Below are 15,306 nucleotides of genomic sequence, written 5' to 3' on the forward strand. Positions count from 1 at the left end.
CTTCAAACGGGCAGCGCATTTATCTATCGTCCCGTGAGCGTAGACTTTTAAACAGGGCTCGCTGCGAATTAGGGCGACTTTTCTAACTATTGATTCTATGAATAGCTCCACATGCAGGCGCGTGTTGTGGATCTGTGTGGTACGGAAATGACCGCAAAGTCGCATTTCAACCCGCATTTTGGGCGATTGACAATTGTTGGAAATTCCGTGAAGGTGACGTACCCAAATCAAACGGGCGTATGAATTGAGCGTTTGTCTTACAGACCGCTCCTACAGAATCCCGACTATCGCGTTGGCGGGTGTGCCGGGTGAATTGGTGTCAGCATCGACGAAAAAGCGTCCTGCCTAGCCATTCGCCTGCGTCCGACGTGTACTGTTCAGCTTCCATATCGTGGAGATCAGTTGATGATTTACGAAGGTAAAGCCATCACGGTTAAAGCTCTTGAAAGTGGCATCGTCGAATTGAAATTCGACCTCAAGGGTGAGTCCGTCAACAAGTTCAACCGTCTAACCCTGAACGAACTGCGTCAGGCCGTAGACACCATCAAGGCAGATGCTTCGATCAAAGGCGTGATCGTCAGCAGTGGCAAGGACGTGTTCATCGTCGGCGCCGACATCACCGAATTTGTCGAGAACTTCAAGCTGCCGGATGCGGAGCTGGTTGCTGGCAATCTCGAAGCCAACAAGATCTTCAGCGATTTCGAAGACCTCAACGTTCCGACTGTCGCCGCGATCAATGGCATCGCCCTGGGTGGCGGTCTGGAAATGTGTCTGGCGGCTGACTATCGCGTCATGTCCACCAAGGCCAAGATCGGTTTGCCGGAAGTCAAACTGGGCATCTACCCAGGCTTCGGCGGCACCGTACGTCTGCCGCGCCTGATCGGTGCCGACAACGCCATCGAGTGGATTGCCTCCGGCAAGGAAAACCGCCCGGAAGACGCGCTGAAAGTCAGCGCCGTCGATGCCGTGGTTGCTCCAGAGAAGCTGCAGGAAGCTGCCCTTGAGCTGATCAAACGCGCCATTTCCGGCGAGTTCGACTACAAGGCCAAGCGCCAGCCGAAGCTGGAAAAGCTCAAGCTGAACGCTATCGAACAAATGATGGCTTTCGAAACCGCCAAAGGTTTCGTGGCCGGTCAGGCTGGCCCGAACTATCCGGCGCCGGTTGAAGCCATCAAGACTATCCAGAAAGCTGCGAACTTCGGTCGCGACAAGGCGCTGGAAGTTGAAGCCGCCGGTTTCGTCAAACTGGCCAAGACCTCTGCCGCGCAGAGCTTGATCGGTTTGTTCCTGAACGATCAGGAACTGAAGAAAAAGGCCAAGGCCTACGACGAAATCGCCAAAGACGTGAAGCAGGCCGCTGTACTGGGCGCCGGCATCATGGGTGGCGGTATCGCTTATCAGTCGGCCTCCAAAGGCACGCCGATCCTGATGAAGGACATCAACGAGCACGGTATCGAGCAGGGTCTGGCCGAAGCCGCCAAACTGCTGGTTGGCCGCGTTGATAAAGGTCGCATGACCCCTGCAAAAATGGCTGAGGTGCTCAACGGCATTCGTCCGACCCTGTCCTACGGTGATTTCGGTCACGTCGATCTGGTTGTTGAAGCCGTGGTCGAGAACCCGAAGGTCAAGCAAGCCGTGCTGGCTGAAGTTGAAGACAAGGTCAAAGAGGACACCATCCTCGCGTCCAACACTTCGACCATTTCCATCAGCCTGTTGGCCAAGGCCCTCAAGCGTCCGGAAAACTTCGTCGGCATGCACTTCTTCAACCCGGTGCACATGATGCCGCTGGTGGAAGTGATCCGTGGCGAGAAGTCCAGCGAGCTGGCTGTTGCCACCACCGTTGCCTACGCCAAGAAAATGGGCAAGAACCCGATCGTCGTCAACGACTGCCCGGGCTTCCTGGTCAACCGCGTACTGTTCCCGTACTTCGGTGGTTTCGCCAAACTGGTCAGCGCCGGTGTGGACTTCGTCCGTATTGACAAGGTCATGGAAAAATTCGGCTGGCCGATGGGCCCGGCATACCTGATGGACGTGGTCGGCATCGACACCGGTCACCACGGTCGTGACGTCATGGCTGAAGGCTTCCCGGACCGCATGAAAGATGACCGCCGCTCGGCCATTGACGTGCTTTACGAAGCCAAGCGTCTGGGCCAGAAGAACGGCAAGGGTTTCTACGCCTACGAGACCGACAAGAAGGGCAAGCAGAAGAAAGTTGCCGACCCGTCGGTACTGGAAGTGCTCAAGCCGATCGTTTACGAGCAGCGCGAAGTCACTGACGAAGACATCATCAACTGGATGATGATCCCGCTCTGCCTGGAAACCGTGCGTTGCCTGGAAGACGGCATTGTTGAAACCGCCGCCGAAGCCGACATGGGTCTGGTCTACGGTATCGGTTTCCCTCCATTCCGTGGCGGTGCGCTGCGCTACATCGATTCGATCGGTGTTGCCGAGTTCGTTGCCCTGGCTGACCAGTACGCTGATTTGGGCGCGCTGTACCACCCGACCGCGAAACTGCGTGAAATGGCCAAAACCGGCCAACGGTTCTTCGGTTAAGCGTCCCAACTTTTGAGCGAGAGTGAAATTTTATGAGCTTGAATCCAAGAGACGTCGTGATTGTCGACTTCGGTCGTACTCCGATGGGCCGCTCCAAGGGCGGCATGCACCGCAACACCCGCGCCGAAGACATGTCGGCGCACCTGATCAGCAAATTGCTGGAACGCAACGTCAAGGTTGATCCGAACGAAGTCGAAGACGTGATCTGGGGCTGCGTCAACCAGACCCTGGAGCAGGGCTGGAACATCGCGCGCATGGCGTCGCTGATGACCCAGATCCCGCACACGGCTGCCGGTCAGACTGTCAGCCGCCTGTGTGGCTCGTCGATGAGCGCGCTGCACACTGCTGCGCAAGCGATCATGACCGGTAACGGTGACGTGTTCGTCGTCGGTGGCGTCGAGCATATGGGCCACGTGAGCATGATGCACGGTGTCGATCCGAACCCGCACATGTCGCTGTACGCGGCGAAAGCCTCGGGCATGATGGGCCTGACCGCTGAAATGCTTGGCAAGATGCACGGCATCACTCGCGAACAGCAGGACGCTTTTGGCGTGCGCTCCCACCAGCTCGCCCACAAGGCGACTCTGGAAGGCAAGTTCAAAGACGAAATCATCCCGATGCAGGGTTATGACGAGAACGGTTTCCTGAAACTGTTCGACTACGACGAAACCATTCGTCCGGAAACCACCCTGGAAAGTCTGGCGGCCCTCAAGCCGGCCTTCAATCCAAAGGGCGGCACCGTGACAGCCGGTACTTCGTCGCAGATCACCGATGGTGCCTCGTGCATGATCGTGATGTCGGCGCAGCGTGCTCAGGACCTGGGCATTCAGCCTATGGCAGTGATCCGTTCGATGGCAGTGGCGGGTGTGGATCCGGCAATCATGGGCTATGGTCCAGTTCCGGCAACACAAAAAGCCCTGAAGCGTGCGGGCCTTGGCATCAACGATATCGACTTCTTCGAGCTCAACGAAGCTTTCGCCGCACAGGCTCTGCCAGTGCTGAAAGATCTGAAAGTGCTCGACAAGATGAACGAGAAGGTTAACCTGCACGGCGGCGCGATCGCCCTGGGTCACCCGTTCGGTTGCTCCGGTGCTCGGATTTCCGGCACTTTGCTGAACGTGATGAAGCAGAATAGCGGCACCTTCGGGGTGGCCACTATGTGCATTGGTCTCGGCCAAGGCATCTCCACCGTCTTCGAACGCGTCTAAGCGTCTCGTCGATGGAAGCCGGGGCCAAGTGCCCCGGTTTTTGTTTTTGCGGATTTATTTTGTTTTTATTTTGAAAAAAATTGAGGGAGGGCCAAACCATGCCGATACAACCTGGGCTCTACCAGCATTACAAAGGTCCGCAGTACCGCGTTTTCAATGTTGCGCGGCATTCCGAGACGGAAGAAGAAGTGGTGTTTTACCAAGCCCTGTATGGCGATTACGGCTTTTGGGTGCGTCCCTTGAGCATGTTTCTGGAGTCCGTCGAGGTTGACGGCGAGCAGGTCCCACGCTTTGCTTTGGTGCAAGCCGAACCGAGCCTGTTTTCCAAGGCATAAGGGGAGTGCGCGCAATACCCTGCGCTTGACCTCACCTTGTATCAACTATATATAGCGGTGCCGCGTCAGGCGCCAACCGCCTTTCACTTCTAGAATTCAGGAATTTTCTGATCCATGGGCAAATCGCTGGTCATTGTGGAATCCCCGGCTAAGGCCAAGACCATCAACAAGTATCTGGGCAACCAATACGTGGTGAAGTCGAGTATCGGCCATATCCGAGACCTGCCCACCAGCGGTTCGGCTAGCGCCAGCAAAGAGCCAGCCGCCAAGCGCGGCAAGGCTGCCGCAGGCGAAGGTCCGGTGCTCACGCCGAAAGAGAAAGCGCGCAAGCAGCTGGTCTCGCGTATGGGTGTCGATCCCGATCATGGCTGGAAAGCCAAGTACGAGATCCTCCCGGGCAAGGAAAAGGTCATCGAAGAGCTGCGCCGGCTCGCCAAGGATGCTGACACCATCTATCTCGCAACCGACTTGGATCGCGAGGGGGAAGCCATTGCATGGCACCTGCGCGAAGCCATCGGTGGTGACGACAGCCGCTACAAGCGCGTGGTGTTCAACGAAATCACCAAGAAGGCGATTCAGGAAGCCTTCTCCAAGCCGGGTGAGCTGGACATCGATCGCGTCAACGCTCAGCAGGCGCGCCGCTTCCTCGACCGCGTTGTGGGCTACATGGTCTCGCCGCTGCTGTGGGCCAAGATCGCCCGTGGCCTGTCCGCCGGTCGTGTGCAATCGGTTGCCGTGAAACTGGTGGTTGAGCGTGAGCGTGAAATTCGCGCGTTCAACCCGGAAGAGTACTGGGAAGTGCATGCTGATCTTGGCAGCGCCAAAGGCTCGACCGTACGTTTCGAAGTAGCGCGTGAAAAGGGCGAAGCCTTCAAACCGCTCAACGAAGCTCAGGCCATGGCTGCACTGGAGAAGCTCAAGTCCTCCAGCTACAGCATCGTCAAGCGCGAAGACAAACCGACCAGCAGCAAGCCGTCGGCGCCGTTCATCACGTCCACCCTGCAGCAGGCGGCGAGCAACCGTCTGGGCTTCGGCGTGAAGAAAACCATGATGATGGCCCAGCGTCTGTATGAAGCCGGCTACATCACTTATATGCGTACCGACTCGACCAACCTCTCGGCAGACGCCGTGACGATGGCGCGTGCTTACATCGAAGACGAATTCGGCAAGAAGTACCTGCCGGAAACGCCGAACGTCTACAGCAGCAAGGAAGGCGCACAAGAGGCTCACGAAGCCATTCGTCCCTCCGATGCCAACACCATTCCGAGCAAGCTGGCGGGCATGGAGCGTGATGCCGAGCGTCTCTATGAGCTGATCTGGCGTCAGTTCCTGGCTTGCCAGATGCTGCCGGCGCAATACCTGTCGACGACTGTCAGTGTCGGCGCTGGTGATTTCGAGCTGCGCGCCAAGGGTCGTATCCTGAAGTTTGACGGTTACACCCGTGTAATGCCGCAGATTGCCAAACCTGGCGATGACGACGTTCTTCCCGATATGGCGCAGGGCGACGTGATGAAGCTGATCAAGCTTGATCCGACCCAGCACTTCACCAAGCCGCCGGCGCGTTATTCGGAAGCCAGCCTGGTTAAAGAAATGGAAAAACGCGGCATTGGTCGTCCTTCGACTTACGCTGCGATCATTTCGACCATCCAGGATCGCGGTTACGTGACCCTGCACAACCGTCGTTTCTATTCGGAAAAGATGGGCGATATCGTTACCGAGCGTCTCTCGGAGAGCTTCTCGAACCTCATGGACTACGGCTTCACAGCCGGCATGGAAGAGAACCTCGATGACGTGGCCCAAGGCGAGCGCGACTGGAAGAACGTGCTGGACGAGTTCTACGGCGACTTCAAAAAGAAACTCGAAGTAGCCGAGAATCCTGAAAGCGGCATGCGTGCCAACCAGCCGGTCATGACCGACATTCCGTGCACCACTTGCGGCCGTCCGATGCAGATCCGTACCGCATCGACCGGCGTGTTCCTCGGTTGCTCGGGCTACAGCCTGCCGCCGAAAGAGCGCTGCAAGGCCACCGTCAACCTCGTGCCGGGCGACGAGATCGCTGCGGACGATGAGGGTGAGTCGGAGTCGCTGGTGTTGCGTGGCAAGCATCGCTGCCCGATCTGCAGCACGGCGATGGACGCTTACCTGCTCGACGAGAAGCGCAAGCTGCACATCTGCGGTAACAACCCGGATTGCGCCGGCTACGAAATCGAAGAGGGCAGTTATCGCATCAAGGGCTACGAAGGTCCGAGCCTGGAGTGCGACAAGTGCGGCAGCGAGATGCAGCTCAAGACCGGCCGTTTCGGCAAGTTCTTCGGGTGCACCAACCCGGAGTGCAAGAACACCCGCAAACTGCTGAAGAGCGGTGACGCGGCGCCGCCGAAGATGGATCCGGTGAAGATGCCTGAGCTGAAATGCGAAAAGGTCAACGACACCTACATCCTGCGCGACGGTGCGTCCGGTCTGTTCCTGGCGGCCAGTCAGTTCCCGAAAAACCGCGAGACTCGCGCTCCGCTGGTGATCGAGATTGTGCCGCACAAGGATGAGATCGATCCGAAGTACCACTTCCTCTGTGAAGCGCCGAAGAAGGATCCTGATGGTCTGCCAGCGGTTATCCGCTACAGCCGCAAGACCAAGGAACAGTACGTGCAGACCGAAGTCGATGGCAAGCCTACCGGTTGGAAGGCTTACTACGACGGCGGCAAGTGGACTGTTGAAGACAAGCGCTCTACGAAGGCCAAGGCTGAGTAAGCGTTAGTCTGATACTGAAAGGCCGCATGAGAACCCTCGGGTTTTCATGCGGCCTTTTTGTTTTGTGCTTGCGGTGTGATCAGTTGATCCACGACACTGTCCGGTCTGTGTGAAGCAATTATTTCGTTGTGGAGGCTGCCGTCATGGCCCACGAGCTCTATACCCGCACCAATCAGAAAATCTATTTCGCTGGCCTGTCGCTGGAAGCCCTGGCTCGAGCTGAAGAAGGGCGGGCGATGAACTCTCTGGCGCTGATTCAGGCTGGACGTGAGTCGGCGTTGTTCCACCTCTATGGCGCGCTATTGGGGCTGTGCCATGAAATTGCCGGGTTCTATCGCCTGCCTCAGGCTAGCGCACCACGGGCCGAGATGCTGTTGACGCGTGAAGTGCTCGAGTCGATCGCGATTCCCGAGCTGGCGGAAATGGTTGAGCTGGCAGGCAATCCGCAAACCTGGTTGGCAAAACTGCTGGCAGCGCATTCGGCATTGTTCCAACCGCCTCGCGTGCCACATAAGCCCAAGGGCGATGTGACACAGCCGTTGATTCAGGCCGTTAATCTGGATGAAGAAGAGGCGCCGCAAGAGTTGAGCCGAGAGGAGCTTGAGGATTGGCGGCAGAACCTCAAGAGCCTGGCTATTCGTTTTCGCGAGGGTTTGAACGAGTGCTGACGATGATTGACACGGTGGCAATCTGAAACATGCTGCTGGTCAAGATCATGAGCGAAGCCTGAATGATGTCTATATAATGCCTGCCTTTCGTGGAGAACAGACCTATATGCCAACGTCCTTTCTAGAAATTGTCGAGTTACCCGACGGCCGAATCGAACTGCGCAGGGCTGAGGACGAGGGGTCTCTGGTGACTCTGGATTTCTCCGAGGACGCCAAGACATTCCTGCAGGGCCAGCACGTGGAAATCGCAAAAGCGATGTTGAGCGTTGGCGTGCAGATGGCAGGCCGAATGATCGAAGGTGAGTTTGATAAAGATGAAGGGTCGCGGGTTCTTCATTGATTCCCGACGGCTTTTGGTTTTTGTCACTACCGCTTCAGATCGGCTTCTCTATCCTTGGAGAAGCCCTGCGCTTCACACAGCGCGTGTAACTTGCAAATCAACCCAATCGAATGTTCAGGCTCTGAGCGTCGCCCGTGCGCGCAGCGCTGACCAACTGCTGCCGTGAACTTGTGTTCAACGGGTTGAGCCAGGTAACGACTGTGTGGCTGCGGCCCAGACGTAATGCCTCGCACGCCAATTGCTGAGCGCTTTGAGTGCCGCGCGGTTGCAGCAGGAGAATGCGTTCGCGGTTCAGGCCGGCATCGCGCAGCCAAGTCTGCGTGAGGCTTGCGGGCGGTGCGATCAACGTCAGCCAGCGAGCGTCCTGATCCTCGCTCAATTCGCGAAGGATCGGAGCCAGCAGATTCAGGCAGTTCCCGGCCGCACCGCGCAGAGACAGCTCACTGAATACTTCAGGTTCGGCATTCCATTCGCGCTCGACCACTTCTTTGAGGATCGGCGCCATCGGTTGCGCCAGAAACGCTTCGAATAAAGGCAGTTGTGTTTGCTGAGGTGTGTGTGGGAACTGCATAGAGCCTCCTTTAGCGGCGGATTACGCCGACACTCAAGCCTTCGATCACCAGTTCCTGATCTTTCAGGTCGACTTCGATAGGGGCGAACTCGGGGTTTTCGGCAATCAGCCAGACCTTGCTGCCTTCGCGCTTGAAGCGTTTGACCGTCACTTCATCGCCGATACGGGCGACAACGACCTGGCCGTTACGCGCTTCGCGGGTGGTGTGGACTGCGAGGAGGTCACCGTCGAAAATGCCGATGTCCTTCATGCTCATGCCGTGTACACGCAGCAAATAATCGGCGCGTGGATGGAAGAAGGTCGGATTGATGTTGCAGGATTCTTCGATGTGCTGCTGGGCGAGGATCGGCGCGCCGGCAGCGACACGGCCGATGATCGGCAGGGTAGAGTCATCCGCCTTGGCTTCGAAGCCAGGGATGCGAATACCGCGTGAGGCACCCGGAGTCATCTCGATGGCGCCTTTGCGGGCCAGCGCTTTGAGGTGTTCTTCTGCCGCGTTGGGCGACTTGAAGCCCAGTTCCTGAGCGATCTCCGCACGTGTTGGCGGATAACCGTTGTCTTCGAGGCAACGTTTGATAAAGGCCAGAATCTCGGCTTGGCGTGGCGTCAGCTTTAGCATAATGATCGCTCTGTCTTTTTATACAGTGACTGGGATTATATACAGTGAATCGGTCTTGGCAATGCCCGTTTTTTTACCTGCCGCCAGACGGTCAGTGGACGTGCTTATTAATGCGTCGCCCTTGTGTGGTTAAATAGATGACTGACCATTCCCAAAAAGAACCGACAGGCTTGACAAGACACAGGCTGAAACGTATGTTTCAAACAAGTGTTTGTCAGGCGGAGTAGCCATGGCCCAGTCGGAAACCGTTGAACGCATTCTTGATGCTGCCGAGCAGTTGTTCGCGGAGAAAGGTTTCGCTGAAACCTCGTTGCGTTTGATCACCAGCAAGGCTTGCGTCAACCTGGCTGCGGTCAACTATCATTTCGGCTCCAAGAAAGCGCTGATTCAGGCGGTGTTCTCGCGCTTCCTCGGACCTTTCTGCGCCAGTCTCGATAAAGAGCTGGAACGCCGTCAGGCCAAACCTGAAAACAAGCCGACCCTTGAAGAGTTGTTGGAAATCCTCGTCGAACAAGCCCTCGTGGTTCAGCCTCGCAGCGGTAACGACCTGTCGATCTTCATGCGCCTGCTCGGTCTCGCGTTCAGTCAAAGCCAGGGTCACCTGCGCCGTTACCTGGAAGACATGTACGGCAAGGTGTTTCGTCGCTACATGCTGCTGGTCAACGAAGCAGCACCTAACATTCCCCCGATTGAATTGTTCTGGCGCGTGCACTTCATGCTCGGCGCCGCCGCGTTCAGCATGTCCGGCATCAAGGCGTTGCGCGCGATTGCCGAGACAGATTTCGGCGTCAATACCTCCATCGAGCAGGTCATGCGCCTGATGGTGCCGTTCCTCGCGGCGGGCATGCGCGCCGATTCCGGTGTCACCGACGCTGCCATGGCCACTGCGCAATTGCGCCCGCGCAGCAAATCAACGCCGGTCGCCGCCAAGGTTTAACCGCGCACGGGTGGGCGCGGCAGCTTGTATCCGCTAAGCTAGCCGCCCATGCCGACTCTCGTTCTGAACCCGATCCTAAAAGAAATTGCTGACCTGCCGAGCATTGCTCACGGTAGCGATTTGTTGCGGATCGGGTTTTTCGTTTTCAAGGAATCTCTATGACTGCTGGCCTGCAAGGCTCGTTGATGGTGGACGTCGCCGGTACCTGGCTGACGGCCGAAGATCGCCAATTGTTGCGTCAGCCCGAAGTGGGCGGCCTGATCATTTTCGCGCGCAATATCGAGCATCCGCGCCAAGTGCGTGAGCTCAGCGCGGCGATCCGTGCGATTCGCCCGGATTTGCTGCTGGCGGTGGATCAAGAGGGCGGTCGCGTGCAGCGTCTGCGTCAGGGCTTCGTACGCCTGCCGGCCATGCGCGCCATCGCTGACAACCCGAATGCCGAATACCTGGCTGAGCAATGTGGCTGGATCATGGCCACCGAAGTGCTGGCCGTGGGCCTCGACCTGAGCTTCGCGCCGGTGCTTGATCTGGATTATCAGCGCAGCGCCGTGGTCGGCACTCGTTCGTTTGAAGGTGATCCGCAGCGTGCCGCGTTGCTCGCTGGCGCCTTTATTCGCGGCATGAACAGTGCCGGTATGGCCGCCACTGGCAAGCATTTCCCCGGTCACGGTTGGGCCGAAGCCGACTCCCACGTTGCGATCCCCAACGACGAGCGCAGCCTTGACGAGATCCGCGCCAACGATCTCGTGCCGTTCGCCAAACTCAGCAAACAACTGGCCGCGATCATGCCGGCGCACGTTATCTATCCGCAGGTGGATTCGCAGCCCGCAGGATTCTCGCGACGCTGGTTGCAGGACATCCTGCGCGGCGAGTTGCAGTTCGACGGCGTGATCTTCAGCGACGACCTGTCGATGGCCGGCGCTCACGTGGTCGGCGACGCCGCCAGCCGCATCGAAGCTGCGCTGACTGCCGGTTGCGACATGGGCCTGGTGTGCAACGACCGCGCCGCTGCCGAACTCGCTTTGAGCGCCGCGCAACGCCTGAAGGTCAAACCGTCCGCCCGGATCGCCCGTATGCGCGGTCAGGCATTTGCCAGTACCGATTATCGCCAGAATCCGCGCTGGCTCACCGCTATCGGCGCGCTCAAAGATGCCCAGCTGATCGACTAAGGATTTTTCGTTATGACGGTTTACGCAATCATCGGTGGCACGGGCCTGACCCAGCTCGAGGGCTTGAGCATTCGCCAGTCGCTGGCAGTGGACACGCCATATGGTGCGCCTTCGGCCGACGTGCAGATTGGCGAATACGCCGGTAAGGAAGTGCTGTTCCTCGCGCGTCACGGGCACCCGCATCGCTTTCCACCGCACAAGGTCAACTACCGCGCCAACCTGTGGGCGTTGAAGCAGGCCGGCGCCGAAGCGATCATCGCAGTCAACGCCGTGGGCGGGATTCATCCGGCGATGGGCACCGGGCATTTCTGCGTACCACATCAAATCGTCGACTACACCAGCGGTCGTGAGCACACCTTTTTCGCCGATGACCTGGAACAGGTCACTCACATCGATTTCAGCTTTCCCTACAGCGAGCCGCTGCGTCAGCAATTGATTGCGGCAGTGGCTGCCGAAGGTTGCGAGTACAGCGATCAGGGTGTTTATGCCTGCACCCAAGGCCCGCGTTTGGAAACGGTCGCCGAGATCGTACGTCTGGAGCGAGATGGTTGCGACATTGTTGGCATGACTGGCATGCCGGAAGCAGCGCTGGCTCGCGAGCTGGATCTTGATTACGCGTGTCTGGCGCTGGTGGTGAACCCGGCGGCGGGCAAGACCACGCAAGTGATCACCATGGCCGAGATTGAGCAGGCGTTGCATGACGGCATGGGCAAGGTGAAATCGACGTTGGCGCGGGTGCTCAAAGGCTGATCAGGCCTGCGAGTTGACTCCATCGCTGGCAAGCCAGCTCCCACAGGTTTTTGTATTGTTCACAAAATAGTGTTCAATCCCAAATCACTGTGGGAGCTGGCTTGCCAGCGATGACGATCTAACTGGCGCTGAAGATCTCAACGCTTGTCGAGCTTATCCGGCAACGGCGCAAACAACGCTTCAATATCGTCATTCTGCAGCTTCCAGTCTCCAGCCTTGCGCCCATCCAGCACACCCGCTGCCAGATCAGACTTCTCTTTCTGCAAGTGCTGAATCTTCTCTTCCACCGTGCCTCGGGCAATCATCTTGTAAACGAACACCGGTTTCTCCTGACCGATGCGGTACGCGCGATCGGTCGCCTGATTTTCGGTCGCGGGGTTCCACCACGGGTCGTAGTGAATCACCGTATCCGCTTCGGTCAGGTTCAAGCCAACACCACCGGCCTTCAGGCTGATCAGAAAGATCTGACGATTGCCGCTCTGGAATTCCTTCACTGGTGTACGCCGATCACGGGTCTGGCCGGTCAGCAGGGCATAGGAGATTTTACGTTTCTTCAGTTCATCCTCGATCAGTGACAGCATCGAAGTGAACTGCGAGAACAGCAGAATCCGCCGACCTTCTTCGAATAGCTCTTCGAGCATTTCCATCAGGCTGTCGAGCTTGCCGGAAGTGCTGCCGCGGGCGGGCAGGGTGGCGCCGTTGACCAGGCGCAAATCACAGCAAACCTGACGCAGCTTGAGCAATGCTTCAAGAATGATGATCTGGCTGCGCGCCACGCCTTTGCGGGTGATCTCGTCGCGGACTTTTTTATCCATGGCCAGGCGCATGGTTTCGTACACGTCGCGCTGTGCTTCGTTGAGATCGACCCAGTGAATGATTTCAGTTTTGGGCGGCAACTCGGTGGCCACTTGTTCTTTGGTACGACGCAGCAGAAACGGTTTTATCCGACCATTGAGGTGCTGAAGTCTGACTTCGCTGCCACGCTTTTCGATCGGCACACGGTAGTCGGCGTTGAAGCTTTTGACGTCGCCAAGCCAGCCCGGCAGCAGGAAATGGAACAGCGACCACAGCTCGCCCAGGTGGTTTTCCAGCGGTGTACCGCTCAGGCACAGGCGTTGACGAGCATTCAACTCGCGCGCCGCTTGCGCCGCTTTGCTGTTGGGGTTCTTGATGTACTGCGCCTCGTCCAGCACCAAGACATGCAAAGGCTGTTGCACCAGACGTTCGATGTCCTTGGGCAGCAGCGCATAAGTGGTGAGGATCAGGTCGAAGTCAGCCAGGTTGTCGAAGTGCTTTTTGCGACTGGCGCCATAAAGCGCGAGCACTTTCAGTTGCGGCGTGAAATGCGCCGCCTCATCGAGCCAGTTCGGGATTAGGCTGGTAGGCATCACCACCATGCACGGACGATCCAGGCGCCCGGCGATTTTTTCGCTGAGAATATGCGCCAGCGTCTGTAGGGTTTTACCCAAACCCATGTCATCCGCGAGTATCCCGCCCACTTCCAGCTGCCGCAGCGACTGCATCCAGCTCAAGCCTTCGAGTTGGTACGGACGCAATGTTGCGTTCAGGCCTTCGGGGGCCTCGATGCTGAAATCACGGATATCGCGCAGGCGCTGGGCAAACGTGCGGATCTGCTCGCCGCCCTCCCACAGCAGCGGCAGACCCTCCAGCGAATTAAGTCGCGTGGCGTCAGCCTTGCTCAGGCGCAGGGTGGTTTCGCCCGGTTCCTGCAAGTAAAACTCGCCGAGCGTGGCCAGCACCGGTTTCAGCCGGCCCAGCGGCAGCGCCACCTGCAACGGTCCGTGCTCGAGGTTGCGCTGTGGAATGTTGACCAGAATCAGCTCGTCGTCACGGCGCCGCGCGAGGCGCTCCGGATTGAGGATTTCCGCGTGCGAGCGCATCAGGTTGAGCAGGATTGGCAGCAAGCTCAGGCGCTCACCGTTGACGATGATCCCCAGTTCCAGGTCAAACCAGTCGCGCTCCGGCGCCTGTTCAACCGTGGCGTACCAGTCATCCACGGCGGTCAGGTCGAAGCCGAACTCTTCATCGATCTGCAATTCCCAGCCTTGGGTGCGCAGCTTTGGCAGTTCGTTGAGGGTGAAGGTCAGCCAGGCGCTGTCATTGACCATTTCATACAGTTCGCCAGCGCTTTCCGGCAGGGCTTTGCTCTGCCGGGTGGCGATACGAAAGCCGAGAATTCTTAACTGTTCGCGGTAGGACTGTTCGACTTCCGGGTGACGTTTTATCCGCAGCGTCTGGGTTTCCTGGCGGATCAGGATGTCGCTGTTTTTCTGCCCGCTGACGTATTCGTCCAGATAGCTGAACGACAACGCCGCGCGATGCTGAATGTAGCGCTGCATCTTGCCGTTGCGCGGTTCAAATGCGCTGAACTCGACGCTGGCCAGCCATAGGCGAGGCATTGGTTGCACGTTGTCGACCAGCACTTGCGGTGGCGCCTTCGGGCCACGGTTTTCCAGCACTGCCTGGAGTTTTTCCAGCAGCTCGGCGTCTTTTGCGGCGGCGGGGTACTCGAGGGTTTCCTGGATTTTCAGCAGCACCGCTGCGCAATGCTTGCAGTTGCTGCGAACCGGGCAGGTGCACGCGGCGTCGACCAACAGCAAAGTGCCTTTGGCTGACTCGCGCAGGTGAATGGTCTGACGGTAGACGTTACCGCCAGAGCCTTCGCAACTGGCGGTAATGGTCGCATCGCCGACCTGGGCAATGCGTACCCGGTTTTCCAGGGCGTAGCGGCGACCACGCTCCAGGCTCTGTTCCTTGAATCGGCTGACCCAGGAGGGTGCCAACGGTTTACTCAGGGGCGGGGACATAAGGACTTCGATCAGTCCGGAACGACTTCAGGCGCTTCCCGTGGCGCAGGCGCGGTCAGGGAAGTGATCTTGATCAGCAGGGCCAGATGGCCGTTGTCGAGATAATTGAGCTGGCCGTTTTTGGTGTGGCTGTCCTGTTTCAGGCGCTCACTGGCGGTGACCAGGCCATTGGCGTCGATCTGATTGACCCAAAAATCCGCAGCCACGTCGGTAAAGCGCCCGAGTTTCATCTCAAGCGTACCCTCGATCGGGAACTGACCGAATTGCTCGTTGCCTTCGCTGACCGCGACTTTTACCGACGATTCACCGAGGGTTTGCTGCCAGGCCTTGTGCATCACTACGCTGTACTCGCCGCTGGCAGTGAGTTTGGTGACGACGTCATTCAGCGCCGGCGTACGTTTGCTGTCGTCGCCCAAACGCTGGGCGCCGGCCGCCCAGTCTTCCGGCGCGGCGCGGCTGACGATTGCCGGCACAGCGTTCTGGCGCACCAGGATCATTTCGACCTGGTACAGGTCATCGGCAAACGCCATGGGTGCTACGAAAGTGAGTAGCAAAGTCAGTGAGCGAAACAGGCGCATGC

At 58.1% G+C, this 15,306-nt stretch carries 13 protein-coding genes; 9 read left to right on the plus strand and 4 right to left on the minus strand.

Annotated features, from left to right (window positions below; genetic code table 11):
* Positions 1–405: 405 nt before the first annotated feature.
* The 6 genes from fadB (at position 406) to ICA16_RS00110 (ending at position 7,852) form a co-directional block, all read left to right on the plus strand.
* Entirely contained in the window at positions 406–2,553 is a 2,148-nt protein-coding gene (fadB, locus tag ICA16_RS00085) for a fatty acid oxidation complex subunit alpha FadB (protein WP_150598230.1), read from the plus strand.
* A 32-nt stretch (positions 2,554–2,585) separates the two neighbouring features.
* Entirely contained in the window at positions 2,586–3,761 is a 1,176-nt protein-coding gene (gene fadA / locus ICA16_RS00090) for an acetyl-CoA C-acyltransferase FadA (RefSeq protein ID WP_042560170.1), read from the plus strand.
* Positions 3,762–3,859: 98 nt separating this feature from the next.
* On the plus strand, positions 3,860–4,096 hold the full coding sequence (locus tag ICA16_RS00095; protein ID WP_042560169.1) for a DUF1653 domain-containing protein: 237 nt from the start codon (positions 3,860–3,862) through the stop codon (positions 4,094–4,096).
* 114 nt (positions 4,097–4,210) lie between these two features.
* A complete protein-coding gene (gene topA, locus ICA16_RS00100) occupies positions 4,211–6,844 on the plus strand; it encodes a type I DNA topoisomerase (protein ID WP_150617570.1) in 2,634 nt (877 codons plus the stop codon).
* A gap of 143 nt (positions 6,845–6,987) precedes the next feature.
* Positions 6,988–7,512: a DUF6586 family protein gene (locus tag ICA16_RS00105; RefSeq protein ID WP_210553178.1), complete on the plus strand. Its 525-nt coding sequence runs from the start codon at positions 6,988–6,990 to the stop codon at positions 7,510–7,512.
* Between the two features lie 106 nt (positions 7,513–7,618).
* The gene (locus tag ICA16_RS00110; RefSeq protein ID WP_150592597.1) at positions 7,619–7,852 is read left to right on the plus strand and encodes a hypothetical protein; all 234 of its coding nucleotides are present in this window, start codon (positions 7,619–7,621) and stop codon (positions 7,850–7,852) included.
* A gap of 97 nt (positions 7,853–7,949) precedes the next feature.
* Here the strand turns inward: ICA16_RS00110 and sulA are convergent, their stop codons facing one another.
* The gene (sulA, locus tag ICA16_RS00115; protein WP_150604507.1) at positions 7,950–8,423 is read right to left on the minus strand and encodes an SOS-induced cell division inhibitor SulA; all 474 of its coding nucleotides are present in this window, start codon (positions 8,421–8,423) and stop codon (positions 7,950–7,952) included.
* A 10-nt stretch (positions 8,424–8,433) separates the two neighbouring features.
* Positions 8,434–9,042, minus strand: a complete 609-nt coding sequence (lexA, locus tag ICA16_RS00120; RefSeq protein WP_016775490.1) for a transcriptional repressor LexA — start codon at positions 9,040–9,042, stop codon at positions 8,434–8,436.
* 229 nt (positions 9,043–9,271) lie between these two features.
* On the opposite strand from lexA, the gene ICA16_RS00125 reads away from it, so the two are divergent.
* The 3 genes from ICA16_RS00125 to ICA16_RS00135 all read left to right on the plus strand — a co-directional run bounded on the left by ICA16_RS00125 (position 9,272) and on the right by ICA16_RS00135 (position 11,898).
* Complete coding sequence (locus tag ICA16_RS00125) at positions 9,272–9,979, plus strand: TetR/AcrR family transcriptional regulator (protein ID WP_150604506.1); 708 nt, start codon at positions 9,272–9,274, stop codon at positions 9,977–9,979.
* 158 nt (positions 9,980–10,137) lie between these two features.
* On the plus strand, positions 10,138–11,148 hold the full coding sequence (gene nagZ, locus ICA16_RS00130) for a beta-N-acetylhexosaminidase (RefSeq protein ID WP_150604505.1): 1,011 nt from the start codon (positions 10,138–10,140) through the stop codon (positions 11,146–11,148).
* Between the two features lie 12 nt (positions 11,149–11,160).
* Positions 11,161–11,898 carry an S-methyl-5'-thioinosine phosphorylase gene (locus ICA16_RS00135; RefSeq protein WP_210553177.1) on the plus strand — a complete coding sequence of 246 codons (738 nt, stop codon included), beginning with the start codon at positions 11,161–11,163 and terminating at the stop codon, positions 11,896–11,898.
* Positions 11,899–12,035: 137 nt separating this feature from the next.
* Here ICA16_RS00135 and ICA16_RS00140 read toward each other — a convergent pair whose 3' ends face one another.
* Together ICA16_RS00140 and ICA16_RS00145 are read right to left on the minus strand one after the other, a co-directional pair.
* Complete coding sequence (locus tag ICA16_RS00140; RefSeq protein WP_210699607.1) at positions 12,036–14,726, minus strand: DEAD/DEAH box helicase; 2,691 nt, start codon at positions 14,724–14,726, stop codon at positions 12,036–12,038.
* A gap of 11 nt (positions 14,727–14,737) precedes the next feature.
* The gene (locus ICA16_RS00145) at positions 14,738–15,304 is read right to left on the minus strand and encodes a CsiV family protein (RefSeq protein ID WP_210699608.1); all 567 of its coding nucleotides are present in this window, start codon (positions 15,302–15,304) and stop codon (positions 14,738–14,740) included.
* Between the last annotated feature and the right edge of the window lie 2 nt (positions 15,305–15,306).

The organism is Pseudomonas anatoliensis, assembly GCF_017976235.1.
Taxonomy (GTDB): Bacteria; Pseudomonadota; Gammaproteobacteria; order Pseudomonadales; family Pseudomonadaceae; genus Aquipseudomonas; species Aquipseudomonas anatoliensis.